The following is a 25,493-nucleotide window of genomic DNA, read 5'->3' as shown; positions in this document are numbered from 1 at the left end:
AGCGCCGAAGAAGAGGCCGTCCCGGTGCGCCGGGGCGGCCTTTTTCATGGCGCGGGCGGCGAATCCCGAAGGGGCGGCATTCGAAGCTGGGCGAGGAATTCAGGAGTGAAGGTCTCGCCCGGCCGATGTGAGAAATGCAGAATGTCCGTCGCACCCTCGAAAAATCGATAGATTTCAAACCTCTCGCCGAACACTTCGATCTCGAAATTGTCCCAGACCAGGCTGAAGGTACTCCAGCAGCCTTTGTCAAATGCATCCGGCGGGGCGAAGTGCTCGCGGAGATAGTGGATCAGCTCGCGGCCGTTATCGATGGTGTCCTGGTCAAACGGCTCTGGTGCCTGCGCGACGATCCAATCAAGGCGAGAGATAACATCGTCCCATGGCACACAGGTCCACTCCGCCATCGGCTCCCCACCTCTATTCGCGCGATCAGTCCGGCCAATAAGGTGGCCAAGTGAGGCTGCTCATGTAGGCGGACTATGCGCGCTTACCCCGGCGGCGACCAGCGCGTGGTGAGCGCCGCCGCATCCGGGCGCGGCCGCTCGGCAGGGGGTTCCGCAGCGGTGCCGATGTGAAGGATGCCGGCCACCCGCTCGCCATCGCCCACGCCGAGGATCGTGAGCGCCGCCTGATGCGTCGCCGCCCAGCCCGTGACCCAGATGCCGTCGAACCCCATCGCCGCCGCGCCGGTGAGCAGGTTCATGCACACGGCGCCCGCGGAAAGCTCCTGCTCGAAGGCGGGAATGGCGCTGCCCGCCACCGGGCGGCTCACCACCACCACCGCCAGCGGGGCGGGGAACAGCCGGCCCATGATGGCGGCGAACTTTTCCCGCTTCTCCTCCGGCATATGCGGGTTGTTGTCGCGATAGGCCTGCGCCAGTCGCGAACCGATCTCGGCGCGCGCCGCGCCTTCGATGAGGATGAAGCGCCACGGTACCAGCATGGCGTGATCGGGCACACGGGCGGCGATGGTCAGCAGAAGCTGCGTCTGGTCCGCATTCGGCCCCGGCGCCTGCAGCGCGGCGGCGGCAACCGAGCGGCGGGTCTCCAGCAGCGCGAGCGTTTCCGGTGACGGCGGGCGGCGGCTTGGCGCGATCATGGGCACTCTCTTCCCTGCGAAGGAGCCTGCGCTATATCGGAGCCAGCCGATAATTTCACCCCGCAGGCCGAAACGGGGGGCGACGCTGCGTCCGTTTTGGTCGACAATATCCCACCGGCGCCCACCCAATCACGGCATACGCTCACGAACCCGAACCGGGCGCCCCCAAGGAGACCAGCATGAGCATCAACGGCGAAATCCCGGTGCGGGACAACCGCGCCGCCGACCGGTTCGAAATCGAGCAGGACGGCCAGCTCGCCATTGCGCAGTATATTCTCGCGCATGACCACATCATCTTCACCCACACCGAAGTGCCGCCGGAACTCGGCGGGCGCGGGCTCGCCACCAAGCTGGTCGAAGCCGGGCTTGCCAGCGCCCGCCAGCGTGGCCTCGCCGTGGTGCCGCGCTGCTCGGTGTTCGGACGCTACATGATGAAGCACCCCGAGACGCATGACCTGATGCCGGCGGAAATCCGCGCCACGCTCGGCCTGCCGGCCTGACGCCCCGCTCCCCCGGTAGCCACAGCGCCGGGGGAGCCGCCACTTTACCGCCGGGAAATCTGCCGCCTCATACCGTTCGTTAACGCTGTTCGCCTAACCATATGGCACGGCCTCGACGGCGCCTCGCGCGCCGGGCGGGGCAGGCTCAACGGCAGTAGTGGCAAAGGTTTCAGCGTCCCATGCGTAATCCGGCGCGTCCCTCCGATCCGAATGCGGACAAGGCTTCCGAGTCGAAGGCGAGCGCCCAGACTCATGTGTTCTCCCGCGCCAATCCGCAGGTGACCTACGCCCCGCCGCCGCCCAAGGCGCCGAAGCCGTCGGCCTCCCCCGTGGCGAAGGCGCCCCCCGTGGCCAAGGCGCCCATCGTCGCGCCGCAACACGAAATGGTGCCGAGCTGGCTGCAGCCCTTCACCATGCCGCCCAATACGCGCTTCACCCGCACGCCGGATTATCTGATGCGCCAGCCGGTGGCGGCGCCGCAGCCGGAAGCGCCGGCGACCGCGACCGCCATCGTCGCCCCGCCGCGCCCCTCGCAGACGCCGGTGCTGCGCGTGCCGCCGCGCAAGCCGCCGCTTGGCGCCGCGCCGAAGCCGCTCATCGTCGCCCATGCCCGCCGCGCACTCTCGGCCCAGCCCGAGGTGGTGCCGGCCGCGCCTGTCACGAAGCCGATGCCCGCCGCGCCGTCGGCAGGGCCGGCCGCGAAGATCGGCGCGCAGACCGGGACCAAGAGCGTGGCCCCGCCGCCTGTCGCGCCGGCGGCGAAGCCTGTGGCGACGCCGGTCGCCTCCATGATCCAGTTCGGCTACGACACCCCGCCGGTGATCCCGGCCGCGGTCACGCCCGCCGCCGCCTGGGTGCCGGAAGCGCCGTTCACCGCCGCCAATGATGTCGCGGATGTCTACGACCTCGTCCCGCTGGAAGACGGCGCCTATGAGGACGAATTCCCCGAGGAGGAGCGCCTGCTCGCCGCGCGCTATGGCGCCGTGCGGGCTCCCGCCGCGCCCACGGCCGAGAATACGCCGCTCCCGTCTGAAGCCCCGGCGGTTGAGGACACCCTCGCGGAAGACGCCCCCGTCTTCGCCGCACCGGCTTTCGTCGCGGAGGACGAGGCGGACGAGTTTGCGTCCGAGGATGACGGCTTCGAGGACGAGGACTTCGCCGAGGAGACGGACGAGGACCTCTCCGACGATGCCGAGGACGATACCGCCCACGAAGACGTGTTCGAGGACGAAGCGGCTGAGGACGACGCGCACGTCGCGGCCTCCGCAGCTGCCGAAGACCTGCTCGCCGACGCCAGCCACGCGGACGAGGCCGTGAGCGAGGAGCCCGCCGCGCCGGCCGCTATCCTCGGCGGTTTCTCCGGCTACAGCGCCACGCCGGCCGATCTCTCCTTCTCCTGGCCGATGTTCGGCATGGTGGCGGTCTCCACCGCCCCGCAGGCGCAAGCCTCCGCAGCGCCCGCGCCTGTCACCCCGCCCGCACCCGTCGCGACGCCTCCCGCTGCCGCTCCGGTGGCCGCCCCCGTGGCGCCGGCGCCGCGCGCGGCCCGTCCCGCCCCCCGCCCGGAGACCGAGGCAAGCGACGGCTACGAACTGCCGCCGCTGGAACTGCTCACCGAGCCGCCGCACAGCGAGCCGGACTATGAGCTGTCGGAAGAATTCCTCGACCGCAATTCGGTGAAGCTGCAGCAGGTGCTGCATGATTTCGGCGTGCGCGGCGAGATCATCGACGCCAATCCCGGCCCGGTGGTCACACTCTATGAGCTGGAGCCCGCGCCCGGCATCAAGTCCAGCCGCGTCATCGGCCTGTCCGCCGACATCGCCCGTTCGATGAGCGCGATTTCCGCCCGCGTCGCCGTGGTGGAAGGGCGCAACGTCATCGGCATCGAGCTGCCCAACCAGCGCCGCGAGACCGTGTGGCTGCGCGAGATGCTGGCCAGCCATGAATTCGAGGCCGCCCGCGCCAAGCTCGGCATTGGCCTCGGCAAGACCATTGGCGGCGAGCCGGTCATCGTCGATCTCGCCCGCATGCCGCATCTGCTGGTTGCCGGCACCACCGGCTCCGGCAAGTCGGTCGCCATCAACACCATGATCCTCTCGCTGCTCTACCGGCACCGCCCGGACCAGTGCCGGCTGATCATGATCGACCCGAAGATGCTGGAACTCTCGGTCTATGAGGGCATCCCGCATCTGCTGACCCCGGTCGTGACCGACCCGAAGAAGGCCATCGTCGCCCTGAAATGGGCGGTGCGGGAGATGGAAGACCGCTACAAGAAGATGAGCCGCCTCGGCGTGCGCAACATTGACGGCTTCAACGCCCGCGTTGCGGAGGCGAACGCCAAGGGTGAGATCATCACCCGCACGGTGCAGAAGGGGTTCGACAAGGAAACCGGCGAGCTGATCGAGGAAGAGGAGATCATGGATCTCGCTCCCCTGCCCTTCATCGTTATCGTGGTCGACGAAATGGCCGACCTGATGATGGTGGCGGGCAAGGAGATCGAAGGCGCCATCCAGCGCCTCGCCCAGATGGCCCGCGCCGCCGGCATCCACCTCATCATGGCGACGCAGCGCCCGAGCGTCGACGTGATCACCGGCACCATCAAGGCCAATTTCCCGACCCGTATTTCCTTCCAGGTGACCAGCAAAATCGACTCACGCACCATTCTCGGCGAAATGGGCGCCGAACAGCTGCTCGGCCAGGGCGACATGCTCTACATGGCCGGCGGCGGGCGCATTTCCCGCGTCCACGGCCCCTTCGTCTCCGACCAGGAGGTGGAGCGCGTCGTCGAGCACCTCAAGAGCCAGGCGCGGCCGGAATATCTGGAAGAGGTCACTGCCGACGAGGACGAGGAGCCGGTGGTCGAGGACACCGCCGTGTTCGACAAGTCGGCCATGGGCGCTGAGGACACCGGCGATCTCTACGACCAGGCGGTCGCCACCGTGCTGCGCGACAAGAAGGCGTCAACCTCCTACATCCAGCGCCGGCTGCAGATCGGCTATAACCGCGCCGCCTCGCTAATGGAGCGTATGGAGAACGAAGGCATCGTCGGCCCGGCCAACCACGCCGGCAAGCGCGACATCCTGCGCGACGCCCGCTGAGTTCCCTCGCCCGGCCGCGCATTGGCCGGGCGCCCACCGACGGAACAGGCGCATGCCGGCTTCCCCTGTCCTGCGCCTGTCGGCCTTCGGCGCCGTCATGGAAATCGACTGCGCCGACCCCACCGCGCGCCTCGCCTGCCTGAACGCGCTGCCGGCCTATTGGCAACCCGCTGACGGCGTCGCTCCGGATGTGCGTTTCACCCTCACCGTATCGGACCCCACACAGGACAGCGCGCCCCGTTTCCTCCTCGTCGAGGACGGCACGCGGCTTGGCGACGGCGTCACGACGGCACAGCTCGCCGCGCTGCTCGCCCAGCGGATGGACTACCAGCTCGGTGCCTTCGCCCGCGACTGCGCCTTCATCCACGCCGGTGTCGTGCTCTATCAAGGCCACGCGATCCTGCTGCCTGGCCCCAGCCGGGCCGGCAAGAGCACGCTCACCGCAGCGCTGGTGCGCGCCGGCGCCACCTATGTCTCGGACGATGTGGCGGTGCTGGATCGGGAGGGGCGGGCGCGCCTGCTCACGCGCCCCCTCACTCTGCGCGCCGACATGGCGGGAGCGGATGCCCTGCCGGGCACTACCGACGCCGCCCTTCTTCGCGCGGGCACCGTCCCGCTCGGCGCGGTGCTGGCACTCGCCTATCGCGACGGCGCAACGCCGGTCGACCTGAGGCCGCTCAGCGCCGGCGAGGCGGTGCTGCGGCTCGTCGCCCATGCGATGAACGGAAGACATCAGCCCGAGGTGGTACTCGCATCTTGCGGCGCCGCCGTTCTCCCGGCATGGTGCGCGCAAGGAGAGCGGGGCGAGGCCGACGCAGCGGCGCGGCAGATTCTCGTTCATTGTCAGAAGTGTGAGTGACCGTCGTGCCGCCAGCGATGCGTAAGACCGGCCTGTTCCGACCCTCGTGGACGGCCAGGCGGTGATTTATGATTCCACCAGCCGGCAGACCCATTGCCTCAACCCGCAGGCGCTGAAAGTGTGGAACCTGTGCGACGGCCGCCACGACCGCGACGCCATGGTGCGGGCGCTGGCAGCGGAGGGCGGGCTGCCGACAGGCGAAGCCGGCGAGCTCGTCGATGCCGCGCTCGACCGTTTCGCCGAGCTGGAGCTGCTGCAGGCGGCCGCCTCGCTCGACCGCCGTGCCCTGGGCGCCACCGCCGCCAAGAGCCTCGCCGCCGGCCTCGTGCTCAGCGTGATGATGCCGACCCGGCAGGCGGCTGCCTCGGGGGATTAGTGCGAAGCCCTCGATGAAGATAACTGCCGTGCAACCTCGGGCTGCACGTGGATCGGCCTATGCGTTGCAACCCCTATCTAACTCTCGCCTATGGTTATGCGGGCGTCGCTGATCTTGGACGATGAAGGCGTCTCCTGATCGGCGCTGGCGCAGCTCATCGGCGCCCGCGCGCCTGACATGGCGCGGGTGAGCGTCTATTCGCCCAAGGCGTAGATCCTGCTGCGCCGGCATGCTGGAAAAGGGCGCTCGGCCCGGTGCCAGCGAAAGCGCTGTTCTGCACGCGGTCACGGCCCTGGTCGGCGCGGTGCGATCGCCCGCCTATCGCGACGGGGCTCCGCCGCTCGACCTGAGGTCCCTCAGCGCGGGTGCGATGAATCGGAGACATCAGCCGGGAACGGTACTCCCGTCTTGCGCCGCCGCCGTTCTCCCGGCATGGTGCGTGCACGGAGAGCGGGGCGAGGCTGACGCAGCGGCCCGGAAAATTCTCGTTCATTGTCAGACGTGTGAGTGACCGTCGTGCCCCCAGCGATGCGTAAGACCGGCCTGTTCTCGACCCTCGTGGACGGGCAGGCAGTGATTTATGATTCCGCCAGCCGCCAGACCCATTGCCTCAACCCGCAGGCGCTGAAGGTGTGGAACCTGTGCGACGGCCGCCACGACCGCGACACCATGGTGCGGGCGCTGGCGGCGGAAGGCGGGCTGACGGCAGGCGAGGCCGGAGATCTCGTCGATGCCGCGCTCGACCGCTTCACCGAGCTGGAACTGCTGCAGGCGGCCGCCTCGCTCGACCGCCGTGCCCTGGGCGCCACCGCCGCCAAGAGCCTCGCCGCCGGCCTCGTGCTCAGCGTGATGATGCCGACCCGACAGGCCGCGGCGTCGGGGGATTCGTGCAGTGGCCTCTCGGAGCCAGTGTGCATGGCACTCCCGCAATGCGTTTGGGTCAGCTATTGCACAACACCCGAGGGTTGACCCGCTCCCATGGTCATGCGGACGACGCTGATCTTCGACGATGAGTGTGTCGCCTGCTCGGCCCTGGCGCAGTTCATCGGCGCCCGCGCGCCGGATATGGCGCGGGTGAGCGTCTATTCGCCCAGGGCGCAGATCCTGCTGCGCCGGCATTTTCCGCAGGGCTGGGCGATCCGTCCCTATCTGATCCTCGGCGAGGGCGAGAATGAGCGCGTGCTCAGCGGCACCGCCCTGCTGTTCCGGGTCGCGCGCCTGCTCGGCCCGGCCGGCATGGTGAAAGCCGCGCAGGCGCTGCTGCGCCGGGCGCGCCGGGAGAAGGCGCGCGGCGGCTGGGCGGCCAACCCGACGGCGCAGATGCGCGCCTATATCCCCGCAAGCCCGGCCGAGGCGGCCGCCTTTGCCGGCGAGCCGCTGCTGCTGCCCGCCGCGCAGCCCGGCCTCGGCTTCGAGCGCATCCTGCAATGGTACAATCTGCACGGCGCCTTCCAGACCGCGAGCTACTGGATCCACGGCACCACGGGAACGCTGGTCCTGGAACAGGTGCACCGCTCCTCGCCGCCCCCTGCCGTCGAGGGGAGAGTGGGCGAGGCGGTGGTGCTCGCCGAGGGGCGCACCGCCCTTCTGCACGTGGCAAATGCCGCTGACGGCGCGACGGCGCTCACCTTGATCGTGCCACTGCCGGCGGAACGCTGGCTCTCGCTGCGCGCCACCGGCATGGACCGGGCCACGCTGCTTTCCCTCGCACGAGGCTGCGTGCCCGTTGCAGCCTGACATGACGCCCGCCCCCGGCCTCGATCTCCTGCACGCCGGCCTGCGCTGGGACGCGGCCGGCGACCTTGCCTTGCGCGGCCTCGACGCAGCCGGCTGGGCGCAGATCATGAAGTTTGTACGCGCCCGCGACGGGCAGGCCCTGCTTGCCCGTCGCCTGTCCCGCGCGCCGGACATCGCCGTGCCGGAGGAGGTGGCGCAGGAACTGCACCGCTTCAAGCTGGATGTCGCCATCCGCGCCCTCGCCGGCCTGTCGCTGCTCGCGCCGGCGGTCGCGGCGGCGGGGGTGCCGGTCATGGCGCTGAAGGGGCTGGACCTCGCCGGCCGGATCTATGGCGATTTCGGCAGCCGGCCGATGGGCGACATGGACATTCTGGTGCGTCCGACGGATGTGGCGGCGATGGCGGCGGCGCTGGGCGCGCAGGGTTTCCGCAGCGACAGCACGCGGCGCCAGACCACCTATCATCGCGTTTTCCATTCGCCCTTGCCGGCCGGCCTGCCGGTGGAGTTGCACTGGGCGCTGGGCGACAGGGTCGGCCAGGCCGACCGCACTGCTCTTCTGCACGCGCTGTGGGCGGAGGCGGAGACGGCCGAGATCGGCGGCGCCCCCTTCCTCGTGCCGAGCCGGCGGCTTCTGCCGCTCTATCTCTGCCACCACCTCGAACAGCATCTCTTCGACACGCCGCTGACCCATGTCTGGGACCTCGCCGAGGTGCTGGAACAGGCCGGCGGCAACATCGGCACGCCAGAATTCGGACGCCTGTGCGACCGCTTCGGCCTGCGCAAGGGCGCGCAGGCGGCGCTGCATCTGACCACCGCCTGCCTCGCCCTGCCCACCCCCATGGCACCGCTGCCGGCGGAAGTGAGCGCGCTGCTTCCCGACGTGGTCGCCAATCTCGGGCGGCACCCGTCCACGCCGGCGGACGAGCCGAGCCCTGATCTGGTGCTGCTGACCTCAGCCTCCACGCCGTGGCGTGTGCGCTGGCGGGTGCTGCGCCGGCAGCTGTTTCCCCCGCGCCTGGCGGTGGCGGACGACCGCGCCGGGCCGATCGCCTATGCGGCGCTGTGGCACGACGTGCTGAGGCGCTTCCTGCGCCTGAGAGTGATGCGGCGGTTCACGACGCCACCCTCGCTCGCCCGCCCCCGCCGCGCCGCACGGCTCAGCGCCTGGCTACGCTGAGCCTCCCTCGCCCGGCCGCATGCCCCCACGGCAGGACCTCGCGCCCCCTTCCCGTCCGGCGTCGCGAGCATTAGGTATGCGGCCAGCATCCTGTCGCGAAAGGTTCGGCCATGCCCCATTCCGTGTCCTACCCCGAGGTTCAGCTCTTTATTGACGGCCAGTGGCGCGGGGGCAGCGACCATGGCGGCGCGCCCGCCAGCGAGAACATCATCAACCCGGCGACCGAAGAGGTGCTCGGCACGCTCGCCCATGCCAGCCGCGCCGATCTCGACGCCGCGCTCGACGCCGCCGAGAAGGGCTTCGCGGTATGGCGCCACACGCCGGCGCATGAGCGCTACAAGATCATGCGCAAGGCGGCGGAACTCCTGCGCGAGCGCCATGAGGCGATCTCCACCCTGATGACGCTGGAGCAGGGCAAGCCCCTGCCTGAGGCACGGGTGGAAACGCTGGCCGCCGCCGACATCATCGACTGGTTCGCCGAGGAAGGGCGCCGCCAGTATGGGCGGCTCATTCCCGCCCGCGCCGCCGGCGTGCAGCAGGTGGTGCACCGCGAGCCTGTGGGCGTGGTCGCCGCCTTCACCCCGTGGAACTTCCCGATCAACCAGGCGGTGCGCAAGGTCTCGGCCGCGCTGGCCGCCGGCTGCGCGGTCATCCTCAAGGGCCCGGAAGAAACCCCGGCGAGCTGCGCCGAACTGGTGCGCGCCTATGCCGATGCCGGCGTGCCGGCGGGCGTGGTCAATCTGGTCTTCGGCGTGCCGGCGGAGATTTCGCAGTATCTGATCCCGCACCCGGTGGTGAAGAAAATCTCCTTCACCGGCTCCACGGTGGTCGGCAAGCAGCTGGCCGCGCTGGCCGGCGCGCATATGAAGCGCGTCACCATGGAACTGGGCGGCCATGCCCCGGCCGTGGTGTTCGAGGATGCCGATGTGGAAGTGGCGATCAAGCTGCTCTCCGGCGCCAAGTTCCGCAATGCCGGCCAGGTCTGCGTCTCGCCGACCCGCTTCCTCGTGCATGAGGACCTGTATTCCCGTTTCGTCGACGGCTTCACCGAGGCTGTGCAGGCGATGAAGGTGGGCAATGGGCTTGAGGACGGCGTGCGCATGGGTCCGCTGGCCAATCCGCGCCGGGTCGAGGCGATGGAGGCGCTGACCGCCGACGCCCTCGCCAAGGGCGCCACCCTGCACGCGGGCGGGTCGCGCATCGGCAATAAGGGCTATTTCTTCGCGCCGACCGTGCTCACCGGCCTTTCCCCGGATGCGCGCATCCTCAATGAGGAGCCGTTCGGCCCGGTCGTGCCGATCATGCCCTTCACCTCCACCGAGGCGGTCATCGCCGAGGCCAACCGCCTGCCCTATGGCCTGGCGGCCTATGCCTACACCACCTCCTCCGCCCGTGCCGACGAGTTCGCCCGCCGGGTGGAAAGCGGCATGGTGTCGATCAACCATCACGGCCTCGCTTTGCCTGAAGTGCCGTTCGGCGGCATCAAGGATTCCGGCTATGGCTCGGAAGGCGGCACCGAGGCGATGGAAGCCTATGTGAACACCAAGTTCGTCACCCAGCTCGGGGTCTGACGCGCCCTCGCCAGCGGCCGCGATGTGGGGTAACGACGTAGTGTCCCCATCGCGGCCCTGTCATGGACCTCACCGTTCTTCTCGTCGTGCTGCTGTCGGCCCTGCTTCAGGCCGGCTGGAACGTGCTGCTGAAGCTGCGGCTCGATCCGCTCTCGGCCCTCACCCTCGTCGTGCTTGGCGGCGGGGTGGTGGCGCTGCCGGTGGCGCTGGCGCTCGGCCCGCCGGAGCCGGCGCTGTGGCCGTGGATGGCGGGCTCGATGAGCGCGCATCTTGCCTATTATGGCTGCCTCGTCGGCGCCTATGCCCGGGCCGATCTCGGCCTTGTCTATCCCGTGGCGCGCGGCGGCGCGCTGCTGATGACGGCCGCCGTCGCGATTCTCGTGCTGCACGAGCCGGTGCGTCCCATCGGCGTGGCCGGCATCGCGCTTCTTTCCGCCAGCGTGCTGGTCACCGGCTGGCGTAGCCGGGGCGAAGCCGCGCAGGCCGCCGCGCTCGCGCTGGCGCTCGGCTCGGGCGTGGCGGTCACCGCCTTTTCGCTCATCGACGGCACGGCGGGGCGGCTCGGCTCACCTTCGGTCTATACGGCGTGGCTGTTCGTCGCCGACGCCGTGCTGGTGGCGCTGGGCCTGATGCTGTGGAAGGGCACCGCCTTTTTCGCGCCGGTGCGGCGGCATTGGGCTCTGGCGCTGATCGGCGGCGCCATGCTGTTCGTCAGCTATTATCTGTGCGTCTGGGCGATGACGCGGGCGCCGATCAGCTTGGTGGCAGCGGTGCGCGAGGCCAGCGTGCTGTTCAGCGCCGGCTTCGCCGTCTGGGTGCTGCAGGAGAAGCTGCGCCCCGAACGCCTCCTCGCCGCCGTGCTGGTGGTGGCCGGGGTGACGCTGATCAAGCTGCATTGAGGAAAGGACTGCCGCCCCGCCAGATGGTGCCCAAGCACGCACGCAGCGTTGCCGGCGCTTGACAGGTGGCGCTAGGGTTGAGGCGCTAGCATCTGCGGGGGCACGACTTGGGAACGCAACAAAGTGACGACACCGCGCGCGCGTTAAGCGACGCCGGCGTCCCCCGCCATGTCATCGACTATGTCGCGCGTTACCGAGCCATTCCGATCCATCGTTGGTTTTTCGTATTGCTGTTCGCAGCTGTTCAAATAGCCGGCCTCAGTATATCTTTATACTTTATGAGTATACTAAATGTCGCCGCTCGTAAAAATGCTCGCTCCGTCGCTGCGTCCACCGACGGCATTCTGTATCACCTCAGTCCTGGCATCTGGCTGATCATCTCCATCTTCGGCATGCTCTTTCCAGCTTTCGCCATAGTGGGTTTGACAGCACTGCTGTCTCGGCGTGCAATGGTAAGTTTTTTGTTCTAGCGATATTGGACCCAAAGAACTCTCTATCGTCGAAGTGGATGACCGAAAAGCGGCTGCATCATTTAAGATTCGAGTGCAACTCCGCGCGCTATGTTCGAAGGGTCGTTCTTGATCCGGTTCTGATCGGCGCAGCCATCGCGGCATTCCTGTTGGCGATCAGCGCCTGGGTGGCCCATCGCGAAACGCGGGCCTATGAAATTTACACCCCGACGGCCTATGTCGTGGAGCCTCTCCTTCCCTGGAACGCATCGCCGCCGCGCGAATGGACCTCGGCGGTCTCGGTCGAAACGGGATGCAACCACATATCGGACAAGCACGGCGTCAAAGAGAGCATCATCTACAATGTCACCTTCGATGACGGCACCGTCGCGCATGTGGGGGACGGCATCCCGATAAACGGTTCCTGGCTCGATGCGGCGGAGAGGATCGACGGGCAGGTGCGGGCTTCGGGCGCCACGTTCCACCCCTGGACGTGGCTGTGGCGCGACTCCTACCACCCGCTCTGCGTCGCCGCCCTTAGCGCGCAGTCATCCGATGCGGCGTTCGAGCGGCTGAAGGCTCTGCTCCGCCTGCCGGAGCCGAGCCCCTGACGGGCTCGGACAGCGCGCCCCTCGTCGTCGCCGGCGTGACGCTGACCAAGCGGCATGGCGCGATAATTCTCGGCAGGACGGACGGAATCGGCTAGAGCCCGGCCTCCTTCCTCCGGCCGGTCGCCCCATGGACCTTTCCGTCTTCCTCGCCGTCATCGCCGCCGCCGCGATGCATGCCGGCTGGAATGCGGTGCTGAAGATCCGGCTCGATCCGTTTCTCGCCGTGGTGCTGGTCAATGCCGCCTGCGGCGTGCTCGCCTTGCCGGTGGCCCTGCATCTCGGCCCGCCGGAGGCGCATGTGTGGCCGTGGATCGCCGCCTCCGTCGCCATCCATCTCGTCTATTACCTCACGCTTTCCGGCGCCTATCGCCGCGCCGATATGGGACAGGTCTACCCACTGGCGCGCGGCAGCGCGCCGCTGCTCACCACCGTGCTCTCGGTAACGCTGGTGGGCGAGGCGGTGGATGCGCAGGGCTTTCTCGGGGTCGGTTTGCTGGCGCTCGGCATCCTGTCCCTCGCCTGGCCCCGCGCCGGCATCGCCGCCATCGACCGCACCGCGCTGCGCCTCGCGCTGATGTGCGGCGTGTCGATCAGCGCCTACACGCTGGTGGACGGGCTCGGCGCCCGCAGCGCCAGCTCGGCGCATGTCTACACCTCCTGGCTGTTCGTCGCCGACAGCCTGGTCATCACCCTGTTCGGCCTCGCCTGGAAGGGGCCGCGCGCGCTGGCGCCCACTCTCTCCTTCCTCGGCCCGGGCCTTGCCGGCGGGGCGATGTCGCTCGCCGCCTACTGGATCTCCATCTGGGCGATGACCAAGGCGCCGATCGGGCTCGTCGCGGCTGTGCGGGAATCCAGCGTGCTGTTCGGCGCGGTGATCGCTGTCGTGGTGCTGCACGAGCCGCTGCGGCGCGAACGCCTGATCGCCGCCGCGCTGATCGTCGCCGGGCTGGTCCTGATCAAGCTGCATTGACGGCCTCGGATTGACCGCCCGCGCGCGCCAGTCGCCCCGCCGGGCCTCCTGTGCTCCATTGCGCCGATGAACGAGAAAGCCGCCCTGCCGATTCGCCCTTCCCTCCCCGCCGAGGCCTTTGCCGGGCCGCTCGCGCTGGTCGGCTCCGGCGCGCCGCTCATCATGGTGCTGGGCGGCGCCGGCACGGGGAAGACGACCTTCCTGCACGCGCTGCGCAAGCATGGCGGCGGCAAGCAGGCGTTTCTCGCCCCCACCGGCGTCGCGGCGCTGCAACTGGGCGGACAGACCATCCATTCCTTCTTCGGCCTGCCGCCCCGGCTGATGGACCCCGACCAGGTGCGCCCGCGCTCGCCGAAGCGCACGCTGATGAAGAAGCTGGAACGCCTCGTCATCGACGAGATTTCCATGGTCCGCGCCGATGTGCTCGACGCGGTGGACCGCAGCCTGCGTATTGCCCGCGGCAATCCCGAGCCGTTCGGCGGGGTGCAGGTGGTGCTGGTCGGCGATTTCCTGCAATTGCCGCCGGTCGTGCCGCAGGCCGAACGGGAAATCCTCGGCCATCTCGGCTATGAGGGCCCCTTCGCCTTCGATGCCCGCGTGCTGCGCGAGGTGGAGCCGGCGCGGCTGCCCTTCCTCACCGTCTACCGCCAGACCGACGACACCTTCGTCCAGCATCTGGCGGAACTGCGCACCGGCCGCTTTGTCGGTGATGCCATCGCCGCCATCAACGCCGCCTCGCATCGCGACCACCGGCCCGGGCGCATCCCGGTCGTGCTCGCCCCGACCAATGCGCGGGTGGACGCCTATAACCGGCGCGGCATGGAAGCGCTGTACGACGACGGCCGACTGTTCGAGGGCAAGAGCGAGGGCGAGTTCGACCTCGCCAATGACCGCCTGCCGGTGCCGGAAACGCTGGCGCTGAAGGTCGGCGCCCGCGTCATGACGGTGCGCAACCACCCCGAGCGGCAATGGGTCAATGGCTCGGTCGGCACCGTTACCGGCCTTGCCCCGGACCGCGCCTATGTCCGGCTCGACGGTGGCGGCATCGTCGAGATCGAGCGCACCAGCTGGGAGCGCATCCGCTATGACTGGGACGAGGCCACCGGCAAGGTCGCGGCCAAGGTGGTCGGCACCTACACCCAGCTGCCGCTGGTGCCGGCGTGGGCGGTGACGGTGCACAAGGCGCAGGGACTGACGCTGGAAGATGTGCGGATCGACTTCGACGCCGGCGCCTTCGCCGCCGGCCAGGCCTATGTCGCCCTCTCGCGCGCCCGCTCGCTGGAAGGGCTGTCGCTGGCCCGGCCGCTGCGCGCCTCCGACATCCGCATCGACCGCCGCGTCGCCGCCTTCACCGCCGCCTTCGAGGGCAATGGCAATCTGATGACCGCCGCGCGCGGCCTCGACGACGACTGACCCTTTACATATTCCTATATGGTCGATAGATTACTCTCCGACTGGAGAGTGACCATGAGCCAGACCGGCCTCCGCCGCACCCGCGACAAGCTGCTATTCGCCTTGGCCTATGGCGCCGTCATCGCCGCCGTGCTGTTCCTGCATCCCGTGCCGGAAGCGCGTGACGCCGGAAAGCTCGCGGCCAATGTCGAGGCGGGTGCCGCCCCGCGCTGACCGCCGGCACGGCACTGGCCGAATCGGCGCCGGTCGCGCATTTTGCCGGCAGGACGGCGGTGCCCGGCTCCGCCCGCCCTTCCATCCAACCCCGGGGGCGGCGACATGACGAAGCGGACATGCTGACCAACAAGGGCAAATACGGCCTGAAGGCGATGCTCTATCTCGCCCGGCTCGAACCCGGCGCGAGCGCGATGGGGCAGGAGATCGCCACCGCCAACCACATTCCGAAGAAATTCCTCGACGCCATTCTGCTGGAACTGCGCAACGCCGGCATGCTGCGCTCCAAAAAGGGGCCGGGTGGCGGCTATGCGCTGGCCAAGACCCCGCGCGAGATCCGCATCGGCCATATCATCCGCGTGCTCGACGGCCCGCTGGCCCCGCTCAGCTGCGCCAGCAAGAGCGCCTATGTGGCCTGCGACGACTGCGAGGACCTCGCCACCTGCTCGGTGCGCATCACCATGAGCAAGGTGCGCGACGCCATGTCGGACATTCTCGACGGAATGTCGCTGCACGACATGGTCATCTTCTCCCACGCCCCCAATGCCGACCTGATGTACAGCATCTGAGCGGAGGCGGCCTCCGGCCGCCTTGCACTCACGCCTGTCACCCCGGAGACGACCTGTCGGTCCTTCCGGGATGACGGCTGTCGGATGACGAACAAGTCGCGCTCAGAAGAACGCCTGATGCCCGGTGATGGCCCGGCCGAGGATCAGCGCGTGGATGTCGTGCGTGCCCTCATAGGTGTTCACCGTTTCCAGGTTCACCATGTGGCGCATGACGGGGAATTCGCCGGAAATGCCGTTGCCGCCATGCATGTCGCGGGCGGCTCGGGCGATGTCGAGCGCCTTGCCGCAATTGTTGCGCTTGAGCATGGAGATGGTCTCCACCGGCAGCTGCCCGGCGTCGAACAGCCGGCCCGCGCGCAGGGCGAGCTGCAGGCCGAGCGTGATCTCGGTCGCCATGTCGGCGAGCTTCTTCTGGATCAGCTGCGTCGCCGCCAGCGGCTTGCCGAACTGCTTGCGGTCGAGCGTGTACTGGCGCGCGGCGCTGTAGCAGGCTTCCGCCGCCCCCATCGTTCCCCAGCCAATGCCGAAGCGGGCGCGGTTGAGGCAGCCGAACGGACCCTTCAGGCCGGAGACATTCGGCAGCAGGTTCTCTTCCGGCAATTCGACCCCATCCAGCACGATCTCGCCGGTGATGGAGGCGCGCAGCGAGAGCTTGTGCTCGATCTTCGGGGTGGTGAACCCCTTCATGCCGCGCTCGACCAGGAAGCCGCGAATCTCGTCGCCATGGGCGGCGGACTTGGCCCACACCACCGCGACATCGGCGATCGGCGAATTGGTGATCCACATCTTGGCGCCGGAGAGGCGGTAGCCGCCGTCGATCTTCTCGGCGCGGGTGCGCATGCCGGCGGGGTCGGAGCCGGCATCCGGCTCGGTCAGGCCGAAGCAGCCGACAAGCTCGCCCGTAGCGAGCTTCGGCAGGAATTTGCGCTTCTGCTCCTCGCTGCCATAGGCGTTGATCGGGTGCATCACCAGCGAGGACTGCACGCTCATCGCCGAGCGATAGCCCGAATCGACCCGCTCCACCTCGCGCGCCACCAGCCCGTAGGAGACGTAACCGAGGCCCGCCCCGCCATATTCCTCGGGGATCGTGGGGCCGAGCAGACCGAGCGCGCCCATCTCGCTCATGATCTCGCGATCGAAGCGCTCCTCCATATAGGCGGCAGTCACGCGCGGCAGCAGCTTTTCCTGCGCATAGTCACGCGCCGTGTCGCGCACCAGACGTTCTTCCTCGGTCAGCTGCGCATCGAAATCGACCGGATCGGCCCAGTCGAAGGAAACCTTGGCGGCGGACGGCGCGGCACTCATGCGACTTCTCCCGGACGTACCGGCACCCGAGGCCGGCCGCCTCTCTTACAACGTCGCGCGGCGCTGTGCATCCGCCCTTCGACGGAAGCCGCGATCCCGTGAGTGACGTTAGGGAATACGACTTAGGTCGGGGGGTGGGGTACGATTGCGCAATAATGGGACACGTGTTTCAGTTGTGAAATCGGACCGTCGCGATGACGCAATAGGCCGGCCCAAACAATGGGCACGCCTCGCGCGGTTCATGAGAGGGGAATTCAGAGATGTCGGCTTTTCCTGCCAAGGCCGCCCTTGCGGCTGCAATGCTCGTGGCGCTGTGCGCGCCGTCCTACGCCGCCAAGACGCTGGTCTATTGCTCCGAAGGGAGCCCGGAGAATTTCACCCCCGCCCTGAACACCACCGGCACCAGCTTCGACGCCGCCCGCCCGGTATACAACCAGCTCGTCGAGTTCGAGCGTGGCACGACCAAGGTCGTTCCCTCCCTCGCCGAGAGCTGGACGGTGAGCGACGACGGCAAGGAAATCACCTTCAAGCTGCGCAAGGGCGTGAAGTTTCATTCCGGCGTGAACGGTTTCACCCCGACCCGCGATTTCAACGCGGACGACGTGCTTTTCTCGTTCGAGCGCCAGTGGAAGCCGGAAAACCCGTACCACAAGGTCACCGGCGGCGCGTATGACTACTTCAACGACATGAGCATGCCCGACCTGCTCAAGTCGATCGACAAGGTGGACGACTACACCGTCAAATTCGTCCTCACCGAGCCGAATTCGCCGATGCTGGCGAACCTCGCCATGGATTTCGGCACTATTACCTCGAAGGAATATGCCGACTTCCTGCTCAAGAAGGGCACGCCCGAGCAGTATGACCAGATCCCGGTCGGCACCGGCCCGTTCTCCTTCGTCAACTACCAGAAGGACGCGGTGATCCGTTACAAGGCCAACCCGGCCTATTTCGCCGGCAAGCCGGCGCTGGACAATCTCGTCTACGCCATCACCCCGGACCCGACCGCGCGCTACGCCAAGCTGAAGAAGGGCGAGTGCCATGTGATGATCGCGCCGAACCCGGCCGACATCGCCGGCATGAAGACCGACCCGGTGGTCAACCTGATCTCCCAGCCGGGCCTCAATATCGGCTATCTCTCCTTCAACACGCAGAAGCCGCCCTTCGACAAGAAGGAAGTCCGGCAGGCCTTCAACATGGCGATCGACAAGGCCGCCATCATCAAGGACGTGTATCAGGGCGCCGGCCAGGCGGCGATCAACCCGATCCCGCCGACCATCTGGTCCTACAACACCGCGATCAAGGACTATCCCTACGATCCCGAGAAGGCCAAAAAGATGCTGGCCGATGCGGGGGTGAAGACGCCGCTCGACATCGACCTGTGGTGGATGCCGGTGCAGCGCCCCTACAACCCGAACGCCAAGCGCATCGCCGAGATCATGCAGGCGGACCTCGCCAAGATCGGCGTCAATGCCAAGCTCGTCTCCTATGAGTGGGGCGAATACCGCAAGCGGCTGCAGCAGGGAGAGCACATGACCGGCCAGCTCGGCTGGACCGGCGACAATGGCGACCCGGACAACTTCTTCTTCCTGCTCGGCTGCGCTGCGGCCCGTCCCGGCGGCCAGAACCTGTCCAAATGGTGCAACAAGGACTTCGACGCGCTGATCAACAAGGCGAAGACCATTTCGGACACCGCCGAGCGCACCAAGCTCTATGAGCAGGCGCAGGTCATCGTGAAGGAAGAGGCGCCCTGGTTCACCATCGCCCATTCGGTGGTGTACGAGCCGACCCGCAAGGAAGTGGTGGACTACAAGGTCAGCCCGCTCGGCCGCCACGAATTCTACGGCGTCGACCTGAAGTGACCGGCCGGCCGGGGCCGCAAGCCCCGGCACGCCCCGCCTCCCGGACGCGGCAAGCCGCGTTCCGGGATCGCCACCCGCCAAGGCGCATTTCCGTCGCGCGATCCCGGATCACCGCCGCGCGGTATCCGGGACGATGACGCCTTGCCGGGACAGGCCCGACCCATGGGTACGCCCCGCACATGCTGAAACTCATCCTCCGCCGTGTCGCGCTGACGCTGCCCACCTTCGTGGCGCTGATGTTCGTCACCTTCGTCGCCGTGCGCCTCGTGCCCGGCGACCCCATCGAGGCGCGCACCGGCGAACGCGGCATCGACCCCGAGCGGCTGGCGGCGCTGCGCCATGAGCTCGGCCTCGACCAGCCGGTGTGGAAGCAGTTCCTCGATTACGTATACGCCCTGCTGCACGGCGATTTCGGCGTCTCCATCGTCACCAAGACGCCGGTGCTGCACGAATTCCTCATCCTGTTCCCGGCGACGCTGGAACTCGCGCTCTGCGCCCTCGTCTTCGCCGTGGTGCTCGGCGTGCCCGCCGGCGTGCTGGCGGCGGTGCGGCGTGGCTCGGTGCTGGACCATTCGGTGATGGCGGTCGCGCTGGCGGGCTATTCCATGCCCATTTTCTGGTGGGGCCTGCTGCTCATCATGTTCATGTCGGAATATCTGGGCCTGACCCCGGTTTCCGGCCGCATGGACCTCATCAACTATTATTTCGAGCCGGTGACCGGCTTCATGTTGATCGACAGCCTGCTGTCGGGCGAGGACGGCGCCTTCAGCGCGGCGGTGGCGCATCTCATCCTGCCCACGATCGTGCTCGGCACCATTCCGCTGGCGGTGATTGCGCGGATGACGCGGTCTTCCATGCTGGAAGTGCTGGGCGAGGATTATGTGCGCACCGCCCGCGCCAAAGGCCTCTCGCCGCTGCGCGTGGTCGGGCTGCACGCGCTGCGCAACGCCCTGATCCCCGTCGTCACCGTGGTTGGCCTGCAGACCGGTACGCTGCTCGCCGGCGCGGTGCTCACCGAGACCATCTTCGCCTGGCCGGGGGTGGGCAAATGGCTGATCGAATCGATCTCCCGCCGCGATTATCCCGCGCTGCAGGGCGGCATCATGCTGATCTCCGCCATCGTCATCCTCGTCAATCTCATTGTCGACATGCTCTATGTCGCCATCAACCCGAGGATCCGGCATGGCTGAGGAAAACGCCATCGACGATCCGATGCCGACCGCGCCCGAGCGGCTGCTGGTCAGCGATTCCGGCCTCAGCCTCAGCGCCGCCGCCGTGGCGGAGGTGGAGCCGGTGGGCGCCGAGCCCTCGCCGCTGCGGGCCTTCTGGTCCGCCTTCAGCGAGAATCGCGGCGCGGTTCTCGGCCTCGCCGTCGTCGTGTTCATCACCCTGCTGGCGCTGTTCGCGCCTTTCGTGGCGCCGCATTCGCCGATCGAGCAGTTCCGCCAGAGCGTGCTGCTGCCCCCGGTCTGGGCCGGCGGCAACTGGACCTTCCCGTTCGGCACGGATGCGGTGGGGCGCGACGTGCTCTCCCGCCTCATCTATGGCGCGCGCATCTCGCTCGGCATCGGCCTGTCGGTGATGGTGGTCTCGGTGGCGCTCGGCATCGTCCTTGGCCTGGCCGCCGCCTTCCTGCGCGGCCTCGTCGAGGTGGTGATCATGCGCGTCATGGACATGGTGGTGGCGATCCCGAGCTTGGTGCTCGCCATCCTCATCGTCGCCGTGCTCGGCCCAAGCCTCACCAACACCATCGTGGCGGTGACGGTGGTGTATCTGCCGCGCTATGTGCGCCTGGTGCGCGCCGCGGCGCTGGCGGAACTGTCGAAGGAATATGTCGTCGCCGCGCAGGTGGCCGGCGTCGGCCGGCTGCGGCTGATGTTCGTCACCGTGCTGCCGAACTGCCTTGCCCCGCTCATCGTGCAGGCCGCGCTGGGCATTTCCGACGCCATTCTGGAAGCGGCGGCGCTCGGCTTTCTCGGCCTCGGCGCGCAGCCGCCGACGCCGGAATGGGGCGCCATGCTGGCCGATGCGCGCGAATTCATCCGCTCCGCCCCGTGGATCGTCACCCTGCCCGGCCTCGCCATTCTCGTCACCGTGGTCGCCATCAACCTGATGGGCGACGGCCTGCGCGACGCGCTCGACCCGAAGCTGAGGCGGAGCTGATGTCCCTGCTCTCCATCCGCAATCTCTCCGTCACCTTCGCCACCGGGCGCGGGCCGTTCCGCGCCGTGGACAAGGTCGATCTCGATGTCGCCCCGGGCGAACTCGTCGCCATTGTCGGCGAATCCGGCTCGGGCAAGTCGGTGGCGATGCTGGCGGTGATGGGGCTTTTGCCCTGGATCGCCACCGTCACCGCCGACCGGATGATGTTCGACGGGCGCGACCTGCTCGCCCTCTCCGCCCGCGAACGGCGCAAGATCATCGGGCGCGACCTCGCCATGATCTTCCAAGAGCCGATGTCGAGCCTCAACCCGTGCTTCACCGTCGGCTTCCAGATCCGCGAAGCCATGGCCGCGCATCTCGATCTCTCCCGCGCCCAGCGTCAGGCGCGCGCGGTGGAACTGCTGGAGCTCGTCGGCATTCCCGAGCCGGAGCGGCGGCTGAAGGCGTTTCCGCACCAGCTCTCCGGCGGCATGAGCCAGCGGGTGATGATCGCCATGGCGCTTGCCTGCAACCCCAAGCTCATCATCGCCGACGAACCGACCACCGCGCTCGATGTCACCATCCAGGCGCAGATTCTCGATCTGCTGCTGAAGCTGCAGAAGGAGAGCGGCGTCGGCCTCGTGCTCATCACCCATGACATGGGCGTGGTGGCCGAAACGGCGCAGCGCGTCTGCGTGCATTATGCCGGGCAGCAGGTGGAGATGCAGGACACGCGCGGCCTGTTCCGCGACCCGCACCACCCCTACACCGCCGCGCTGCTGGCGGCACTGCCGGAGCGGGCGCAGGGCCGGCTGCTGCCTTCCATTCCCGGCATCGTGCCGGGGCTGGCGGACCGGCCGGCGGGCTGCCTGTTCTCGCCGCGCTGCCGCTTCGCCACCGAGACCTGCCGCACCGTGCCGCCGCCGCGCGCGGGGGCGGAACTCGGCCTCGCCCTCTGCCACACGCCGCTCCTTGCCGGTGTGCCCCAGCGCCGGGAGTTCGCGGCATGAACGCGCCCCTGTCCCACGCCACCCCGCCGGCGGAGGCGGTGATGGAAGCCATCGATCTCGCCCAGAGCTACGAGGTCTCGCGCGGCGTGTTCGCCAAATCCGCCACGGTGAAGGCGGTGGCCGGCATCAGCTTCCGCCTCGCCCCGCGCTCGACGCTGGCGGTGGTGGGCGAATCCGGCTCCGGCAAGTCGACGCTGGCCCGCATGCTCACCCTGATCGAGCGGCCGGGCGCCGGCTCGCTGCGGCTTGATGACGTCGATGTCGCCGAGGCCGATGCCCGCACGCTGCGGCGCTACCGCGGCGAAGTGCAGATGGTGTTCCAGAACCCGTTCGGCTCGCTCAACCCGCGCCAGACCATCGGCAAGGCGATCGAAGAGCCGCTGCTGGTCAACACGTCGCTTTCCGCCGCCGAGCGCCGCGCGCGGGCGCTGGACATGATGACCCGGGTCGGGCTGCGGCCCGAACACCATGGCCGCTACCCGCACATGTTTTCCGGCGGCCAGCGCCAGCGCATCGCCATCGCCCGCGCGCTGGTGCTGCGGCCGAAAATCCTGGTGCTGGACGAGCCGGTCTCGGCGCTCGACGTGTCGGTACGGGCGCAGGTGCTGAACCTCCTGGCGGAACTGCAGGAACAGCTCGGCGTCGCTTATGTCTTCGTCAGCCATGATCTCGGCGTGGTTCGGCACATGGCGGACGAGGTGCTGGTGATGTATCTCGGCCGCGCCGTCGAGCATGGGCCGCGCGACGCCATTTTCGACGCGCCGCTGCACCCCTATACGCGCGCGCTGCTCTCGGCCACGCCGGTCGCCGACCCGGAAGCGAAGAAGGAGCGCATCGTGCTGGAGGGCGAACTGCCCTCGCCCTTCAACCCGCCGCGCGGCTGCCCCTTCAACCCGCGCTGCCCGCTGGTGGTGGAGCGCTGCCGGGTGGAGATGCCGCCGCTGGCCGCCAAGGGCGCGCAGCGCGTCGCCTGCTGGGTCACTGGCGCCGACGCGCCGGCCGCCAATCCCTCACTCACCGCAGGCTGAACAGCACCGGGACGGTGAAGGTGATGGTGCTGCCGGCGACTTCCGGCGGCGGGGGCGGCACCGGGGAGGCGCGGCGCACCATGGCCACCGCCTCCTCGTCGAAGCGCGGATTGCCGGACGAGCCCGCCAGCCGCGCCGAGAGCACCTGCCCCGCCCGGTTGATCGAGAACGCCACGCGCGCCTTGCCGCTGGCGCTCTCCCCGCCGGGATAGCGTTTGTGCCGGTTGAGATGCGCCATCAGCCGCGAGCGCCAATTGGCCGGTACCCGGCTGTTGGAGGTCGCCGCGCCCGCCGTCGGCGCGGCGATGCGCTCGGAATTCTGCGCGTCCATCGCCGGCGCGGCCGAGGTGCGCGGCGCGGGGGGAAGATCGCTCTTCTTTTCCTTCTTCGGCTTCGGCTTCGGCTTGGGCTTCGGCTGCTCCTTGGGCGGATCCGGCTTTTCCTCCGGCGGGGGAATTTCCTGCACCAGCGGCGGGGGCGGCGGCAGCGGCACCTCGATATCCTTGGCCGGGCTTTCGGCAACCTCGGGTATCGGCTCTTCCGGCGGCAGCGGCTCGGGCGGCGGGGTGTCCTCCACTTCCTCGGCCAGCGGGTCGGGCGGGGTCTCTTCCTCCACCTTCTCCTGCGCCTCGACCATTTGCGGGCCGGGCGGCAGTTCGGTCGGCTCGGCCGCGGGCGCCACCGGCATTTCCGCCAGTTCGATCATGATCGCCGCCGGCTCCTCGGTCATGACGGTCGGGGGGTCGGTCAGCATATAGCCGAGCGCGCCGCCATGCAGGACCAGCACCACGGCGCCGCAGCCGAGCCACAGCCCGGCCTCACGCAGGCGATGCCCGCCACCGCCGCGAACCAGCAGCAGGCTCATGGCGCCGGCGCTCCGGGTGCCGGCGCTCCGGGTGCGGCCGGGGCCGGCAGAGGCGCGGTGCCGGGCGCGGTCCCGGTGGCGGGCGCGGCAGGAACCGGCGCGGCGGCAGCCTGCTGGCCCGCCATCTCGATGCCGACCAGCGCGATCTTGAGATAGCCGGCGGCGCGCAACAGGTTCATCACCTCCATCAGCGCGCCATAGTCGACGCTCTTGTCGGCGCGCAGGAAGATGCGGGTGTCGCGCTTGCCCTCGGTGGTGCGGTCCAGCGTCGCCCCCAGCGTCTCGCGCGCCACGTCGTCATTGCCGATGGCGAGCACGAGGTCGCTCTTGACGGTGAGATAGACCGGCTTGTCCGGGCGCGGCTGCACCTGCGCATTCGAGGCCGGCAGGTCCACCGCCACATCGACGGTGGAAAGCGGCGCCGCCACCATGAAGATGATCAGCAGCACCAGGATCACGTCGATGAACGGGGTGACGTTGATCTCGTGGTTCTCGACGAGGTCGTCCGTGTCCGTGCTCTGCAGCTTGGCGCCCATGGCGGGTCACTCCGCCGCCGCGCGCACGCGCTGCGGGGCCGCGCGGGCGGCGTCGCGGCGGTCGAGATCGCGCGAGAGCAGCCGCAGCACCTCGGCCGAGGCATCGCCCATTAGGACGCGATAGCCCGACACCTGACGCGAGAAATGATTGTAGATCACCACCGCCGGAATGGCGGCGACGAGGCCGATGGCGGTGGCGAGCAGCGCCTCGGCAATGCCCGGCGCCACCACGGCGAGATTGGTGGTCTGCGCCTTCGAGATGCCGATGAACGAGTTCATGATGCCCCACACCGTGCCGAACAGGCCGACGAAGGGCGCGGTGGCGCCGATGGTGGCGAGCAGGCCGGTGCCGCGGGTGATCGCCCGCCCGGCCGCCACCTCGATACGGGTGAGCGAGATCGACACGCGCTCCTTGATGCCGTCGGCCGGCAAGGGGCCGGAGCGCTTCAGTTCCAGATCGGTGGCGCGCAGCATGGCGCCTGCCGGGCCGCGCGGATCGACGCGGCGCGCCTCCTCCAGCGTCGCGCTGGCGAGGTAGCCCTTGAGCGCCCGCCGCAGCCGGCCCTTGGCGACGGCGAGTTCCATCGTCTTGGCCAGCCACACGGTCCAGGTCACCACCGAGGCGAAGGCAAGGCCGATCATGACCGCCTTCACCACCCAATCCGCCGCCATGAACATGCCCCAGGGGGACAGGTCATGCGGGAGTTGGGCGGCGACGCTCGAATCCTCGCCCACCTCCGGCGCAACGCCCGCCGCCGGGTCTGCGGCCGCATCCCCGGTGGCAGGAATAGCGGCCGAGGGAGCGTCGGCGGGCGTGGCAACTGGCGTGGCCTCGCTGGCCGGCGGCACCAGCGGATCAAACGCCGGGGCGGAGGGTGTGGTCGCCGCCGGCGGCGCCGAGAGGGCGGGCGACGCCGGTGCCGTTTCCTGCGCCCACGCCCCCACCGGGGCGGCGACCAGCAGCGCCAGCGCCAGAACGAGGTTCAGCGCGCGGCGCAGGGCGGTGGTCTTGGGTGTCGTCGGCATGGCTTCCCGAAGCTCCGGTCTTCCCCGGCGCTCCAGCCCACAGGCGGAGATGTCCACGGGGACGTCCTCAGTCCCGGCTTCCATAAACCTGCGACGACTAAGTCGACAACACAAAATCCTTCACAAATACAAATGTAGAACCCTTCAAAACTGGAGTTAAGCAGGATTGTACAATTTTACA

The 25,493-nt window shown here is 68.6% G+C and carries 26 protein-coding genes; 20 read left to right on the top strand and 6 right to left on the bottom strand.

Annotated elements, in window-relative coordinates; translation table 11 throughout:
* Positions 1-44: 44 nt before the first annotated feature.
* Complete coding sequence (locus ACO07Z_RS01295; RefSeq protein WP_421697048.1) at positions 45-404, bottom strand: hypothetical protein; 360 nt, start codon at positions 402-404, stop codon at positions 45-47.
* Positions 405-487: 83 nt separating this feature from the next.
* A complete protein-coding gene (locus ACO07Z_RS01290; RefSeq protein WP_421697047.1) occupies positions 488-1,099 on the bottom strand; it encodes a nitroreductase family protein in 612 nt (203 codons plus the stop codon).
* A gap of 179 nt (positions 1,100-1,278) precedes the next feature.
* Between ACO07Z_RS01290 and ACO07Z_RS01285 the strand changes: the two genes are divergently transcribed.
* From ACO07Z_RS01285 to ACO07Z_RS01215, 15 genes are all read left to right on the top strand, one after another.
* On the top strand, positions 1,279-1,599 hold the full coding sequence (locus ACO07Z_RS01285) for a GNAT family N-acetyltransferase (protein WP_421697046.1): 321 nt from the start codon (positions 1,279-1,281) through the stop codon (positions 1,597-1,599).
* Between the two features lie 179 nt (positions 1,600-1,778).
* Complete coding sequence (locus ACO07Z_RS01280; protein WP_421697045.1) at positions 1,779-4,697, top strand: DNA translocase FtsK; 2,919 nt, start codon at positions 1,779-1,781, stop codon at positions 4,695-4,697.
* Between the two features lie 52 nt (positions 4,698-4,749).
* Positions 4,750-5,556 carry an HPr kinase/phosphorylase gene (locus ACO07Z_RS01275; RefSeq protein ID WP_421697044.1) on the top strand — a complete coding sequence of 269 codons (807 nt, stop codon included), beginning with the start codon at positions 4,750-4,752 and terminating at the stop codon, positions 5,554-5,556.
* 46 nt (positions 5,557-5,602) lie between these two features.
* On the top strand, positions 5,603-5,932 hold the full coding sequence (locus ACO07Z_RS01270) for an HPr-rel-A system PqqD family peptide chaperone (protein ID WP_421697043.1): 330 nt from the start codon (positions 5,603-5,605) through the stop codon (positions 5,930-5,932).
* A 528-nt stretch (positions 5,933-6,460) separates the two neighbouring features.
* A complete protein-coding gene (locus ACO07Z_RS01265) occupies positions 6,461-6,901 on the top strand; it encodes an HPr-rel-A system PqqD family peptide chaperone (protein ID WP_421697042.1) in 441 nt (146 codons plus the stop codon).
* A gap of 9 nt (positions 6,902-6,910) precedes the next feature.
* On the top strand, positions 6,911-7,669 hold the full coding sequence (locus tag ACO07Z_RS01260; protein ID WP_421697041.1) for a hypothetical protein: 759 nt from the start codon (positions 6,911-6,913) through the stop codon (positions 7,667-7,669).
* A gap of 1 nt (position 7,670) precedes the next feature.
* A complete protein-coding gene (locus tag ACO07Z_RS01255) occupies positions 7,671-8,846 on the top strand; it encodes a nucleotidyltransferase family protein (RefSeq protein WP_421697040.1) in 1,176 nt (391 codons plus the stop codon).
* Positions 8,847-8,956: 110 nt separating this feature from the next.
* Positions 8,957-10,417, top strand: coding sequence for an NAD-dependent succinate-semialdehyde dehydrogenase (locus tag ACO07Z_RS01250; protein ID WP_421697039.1), 1,461 nt, complete (start codon positions 8,957-8,959; stop codon positions 10,415-10,417).
* 62 nt (positions 10,418-10,479) lie between these two features.
* Positions 10,480-11,316: an EamA family transporter gene (locus tag ACO07Z_RS01245; RefSeq protein WP_421697038.1), complete on the top strand. Its 837-nt coding sequence runs from the start codon at positions 10,480-10,482 to the stop codon at positions 11,314-11,316.
* 107 nt (positions 11,317-11,423) lie between these two features.
* Positions 11,424-11,786 (top strand): hypothetical protein, encoded by a 363-nt coding sequence (locus tag ACO07Z_RS01240; protein ID WP_421697037.1) that lies wholly within the window; start codon positions 11,424-11,426, stop codon positions 11,784-11,786.
* Between the two features lie 38 nt (positions 11,787-11,824).
* Complete coding sequence (locus ACO07Z_RS01235) at positions 11,825-12,376, top strand: hypothetical protein (protein ID WP_421697036.1); 552 nt, start codon at positions 11,825-11,827, stop codon at positions 12,374-12,376.
* Positions 12,377-12,503: 127 nt separating this feature from the next.
* Positions 12,504-13,346 (top strand): EamA family transporter, encoded by an 843-nt coding sequence (locus ACO07Z_RS01230; protein ID WP_421697035.1) that lies wholly within the window; start codon positions 12,504-12,506, stop codon positions 13,344-13,346.
* 66 nt (positions 13,347-13,412) lie between these two features.
* Positions 13,413-14,759 carry an ATP-dependent DNA helicase gene (locus tag ACO07Z_RS01225; protein WP_421697034.1) on the top strand — a complete coding sequence of 449 codons (1,347 nt, stop codon included), beginning with the start codon at positions 13,413-13,415 and terminating at the stop codon, positions 14,757-14,759.
* Between the two features lie 54 nt (positions 14,760-14,813).
* Positions 14,814-14,972, top strand: coding sequence for a hypothetical protein (locus ACO07Z_RS01220; protein WP_421697033.1), 159 nt, complete (start codon positions 14,814-14,816; stop codon positions 14,970-14,972).
* A gap of 119 nt (positions 14,973-15,091) precedes the next feature.
* Complete coding sequence (locus tag ACO07Z_RS01215) at positions 15,092-15,541, top strand: RrF2 family transcriptional regulator (RefSeq protein ID WP_421697032.1); 450 nt, start codon at positions 15,092-15,094, stop codon at positions 15,539-15,541.
* Between the two features lie 102 nt (positions 15,542-15,643).
* On the opposite strand, the gene ACO07Z_RS01210 is transcribed toward ACO07Z_RS01215, so the two are convergent.
* The gene (locus ACO07Z_RS01210; RefSeq protein ID WP_421697031.1) at positions 15,644-16,846 is read right to left on the bottom strand and encodes an acyl-CoA dehydrogenase; all 1,203 of its coding nucleotides are present in this window, start codon (positions 16,844-16,846) and stop codon (positions 15,644-15,646) included.
* 260 nt (positions 16,847-17,106) lie between these two features.
* Between ACO07Z_RS01210 and ACO07Z_RS01205 the strand changes: the two genes are divergently transcribed.
* The 5 genes from ACO07Z_RS01205 (at position 17,107) to ACO07Z_RS01185 (ending at position 22,885) form a co-directional block, all read left to right on the top strand.
* Entirely contained in the window at positions 17,107-18,705 is a 1,599-nt protein-coding gene (locus ACO07Z_RS01205) for an ABC transporter substrate-binding protein (protein WP_421697030.1), read from the top strand.
* Positions 18,706-18,884: 179 nt separating this feature from the next.
* A complete protein-coding gene (locus ACO07Z_RS01200; RefSeq protein ID WP_421697029.1) occupies positions 18,885-19,895 on the top strand; it encodes an ABC transporter permease subunit in 1,011 nt (336 codons plus the stop codon).
* Positions 19,888-20,868, top strand: coding sequence for an ABC transporter permease subunit (locus tag ACO07Z_RS01195; RefSeq protein ID WP_421697028.1), 981 nt, complete (start codon positions 19,888-19,890; stop codon positions 20,866-20,868). The genes ACO07Z_RS01200 and ACO07Z_RS01195 overlap by 8 nt, the downstream gene beginning before the upstream one ends.
* Complete coding sequence (locus ACO07Z_RS01190) at positions 20,868-21,857, top strand: ABC transporter ATP-binding protein (protein WP_421697027.1); 990 nt, start codon at positions 20,868-20,870, stop codon at positions 21,855-21,857. The genes ACO07Z_RS01195 and ACO07Z_RS01190 overlap by 1 nt, the downstream gene beginning before the upstream one ends.
* A complete protein-coding gene (locus tag ACO07Z_RS01185) occupies positions 21,854-22,885 on the top strand; it encodes a dipeptide ABC transporter ATP-binding protein (protein ID WP_421697026.1) in 1,032 nt (343 codons plus the stop codon). The genes ACO07Z_RS01190 and ACO07Z_RS01185 overlap by 4 nt, the downstream gene beginning before the upstream one ends.
* On the opposite strand, the gene ACO07Z_RS01180 is transcribed toward ACO07Z_RS01185, so the two are convergent.
* Genes ACO07Z_RS01180 through exbB form a run of 3 tightly spaced genes read right to left on the bottom strand, consistent with a single transcriptional unit; the run spans position 22,872 to position 25,312 of the window.
* Entirely contained in the window at positions 22,872-23,750 is an 879-nt protein-coding gene (locus tag ACO07Z_RS01180) for an energy transducer TonB family protein (protein ID WP_421697025.1), read from the bottom strand. The two genes, ACO07Z_RS01185 and ACO07Z_RS01180, sit on opposite strands and share 14 nt — an antisense overlap.
* On the bottom strand, positions 23,747-24,286 hold the full coding sequence (gene exbD / locus ACO07Z_RS01175; RefSeq protein WP_421697024.1) for a TonB system transport protein ExbD: 540 nt from the start codon (positions 24,284-24,286) through the stop codon (positions 23,747-23,749). Before exbD ends, ACO07Z_RS01180 begins: the two co-directional genes overlap by 4 nt.
* Before the next feature lie 6 nt (positions 24,287-24,292).
* The gene (gene exbB, locus ACO07Z_RS01170; protein WP_421697023.1) at positions 24,293-25,312 is read right to left on the bottom strand and encodes a tonB-system energizer ExbB; all 1,020 of its coding nucleotides are present in this window, start codon (positions 25,310-25,312) and stop codon (positions 24,293-24,295) included.
* Between the last annotated feature and the right edge of the window lie 181 nt (positions 25,313-25,493).

It is taken from the genome of Ancylobacter sp., assembly GCF_965229075.1.
GTDB lineage: Bacteria > Pseudomonadota > Alphaproteobacteria > Rhizobiales > Xanthobacteraceae > Ancylobacter.
Note: the sequence above shows the minus strand (reverse complement) of the source record. Positions and strands in the feature narration are given on the sequence as shown.

Excerpts from the sequence above, each read along its gene's own strand:
- ACO07Z_RS01295 (WP_421697048.1), bottom strand. The coding sequence starts at position 404 with ATGGCGGAGTGGACCTGTGTGCCATGGGACGATGTTATCTCTCGCCTT.
- ACO07Z_RS01290 (WP_421697047.1), bottom strand. The coding sequence starts at position 1,099 with ATGATCGCGCCAAGCCGCCGCCCGCCGTCACCGGAAACGCTCGCGCTG.
- ACO07Z_RS01285 (WP_421697046.1), top strand. The coding sequence starts at position 1,279 with ATGAGCATCAACGGCGAAATCCCGGTGCGGGACAACCGCGCCGCCGAC.
- ACO07Z_RS01280 (WP_421697045.1), top strand. The coding sequence starts at position 1,779 with ATGCGTAATCCGGCGCGTCCCTCCGATCCGAATGCGGACAAGGCTTCC.
- ACO07Z_RS01275 (WP_421697044.1), top strand. The coding sequence starts at position 4,750 with ATGCCGGCTTCCCCTGTCCTGCGCCTGTCGGCCTTCGGCGCCGTCATG.
- ACO07Z_RS01265 (WP_421697042.1), top strand. The coding sequence starts at position 6,461 with ATGCGTAAGACCGGCCTGTTCTCGACCCTCGTGGACGGGCAGGCAGTG.
- ACO07Z_RS01260 (WP_421697041.1), top strand. The coding sequence starts at position 6,911 with ATGGTCATGCGGACGACGCTGATCTTCGACGATGAGTGTGTCGCCTGC.
- ACO07Z_RS01255 (WP_421697040.1), top strand. The coding sequence starts at position 7,671 with ATGACGCCCGCCCCCGGCCTCGATCTCCTGCACGCCGGCCTGCGCTGG.
- ACO07Z_RS01250 (WP_421697039.1), top strand. The coding sequence starts at position 8,957 with ATGCCCCATTCCGTGTCCTACCCCGAGGTTCAGCTCTTTATTGACGGC.
- ACO07Z_RS01245 (WP_421697038.1), top strand. The coding sequence starts at position 10,480 with ATGGACCTCACCGTTCTTCTCGTCGTGCTGCTGTCGGCCCTGCTTCAG.
- ACO07Z_RS01235 (WP_421697036.1), top strand. The coding sequence starts at position 11,825 with ATGACCGAAAAGCGGCTGCATCATTTAAGATTCGAGTGCAACTCCGCG.
- ACO07Z_RS01230 (WP_421697035.1), top strand. The coding sequence starts at position 12,504 with ATGGACCTTTCCGTCTTCCTCGCCGTCATCGCCGCCGCCGCGATGCAT.
- ACO07Z_RS01225 (WP_421697034.1), top strand. The coding sequence starts at position 13,413 with ATGAACGAGAAAGCCGCCCTGCCGATTCGCCCTTCCCTCCCCGCCGAG.
- ACO07Z_RS01220 (WP_421697033.1), top strand. The coding sequence starts at position 14,814 with ATGAGCCAGACCGGCCTCCGCCGCACCCGCGACAAGCTGCTATTCGCC.
- ACO07Z_RS01215 (WP_421697032.1), top strand. The coding sequence starts at position 15,092 with ATGCTGACCAACAAGGGCAAATACGGCCTGAAGGCGATGCTCTATCTC.
- ACO07Z_RS01210 (WP_421697031.1), bottom strand. The coding sequence starts at position 16,846 with ATGAGTGCCGCGCCGTCCGCCGCCAAGGTTTCCTTCGACTGGGCCGAT.
- ACO07Z_RS01205 (WP_421697030.1), top strand. The coding sequence starts at position 17,107 with ATGTCGGCTTTTCCTGCCAAGGCCGCCCTTGCGGCTGCAATGCTCGTG.
- ACO07Z_RS01200 (WP_421697029.1), top strand. The coding sequence starts at position 18,885 with ATGCTGAAACTCATCCTCCGCCGTGTCGCGCTGACGCTGCCCACCTTC.
- ACO07Z_RS01195 (WP_421697028.1), top strand. The coding sequence starts at position 19,888 with ATGGCTGAGGAAAACGCCATCGACGATCCGATGCCGACCGCGCCCGAG.
- ACO07Z_RS01190 (WP_421697027.1), top strand. The coding sequence starts at position 20,868 with ATGTCCCTGCTCTCCATCCGCAATCTCTCCGTCACCTTCGCCACCGGG.
- ACO07Z_RS01185 (WP_421697026.1), top strand. The coding sequence starts at position 21,854 with ATGAACGCGCCCCTGTCCCACGCCACCCCGCCGGCGGAGGCGGTGATG.
- ACO07Z_RS01180 (WP_421697025.1), bottom strand. The coding sequence starts at position 23,750 with ATGAGCCTGCTGCTGGTTCGCGGCGGTGGCGGGCATCGCCTGCGTGAG.
- exbD (WP_421697024.1), bottom strand. The coding sequence starts at position 24,286 with ATGGGCGCCAAGCTGCAGAGCACGGACACGGACGACCTCGTCGAGAAC.
- exbB (WP_421697023.1), bottom strand. The coding sequence starts at position 25,312 with ATGCCGACGACACCCAAGACCACCGCCCTGCGCCGCGCGCTGAACCTC.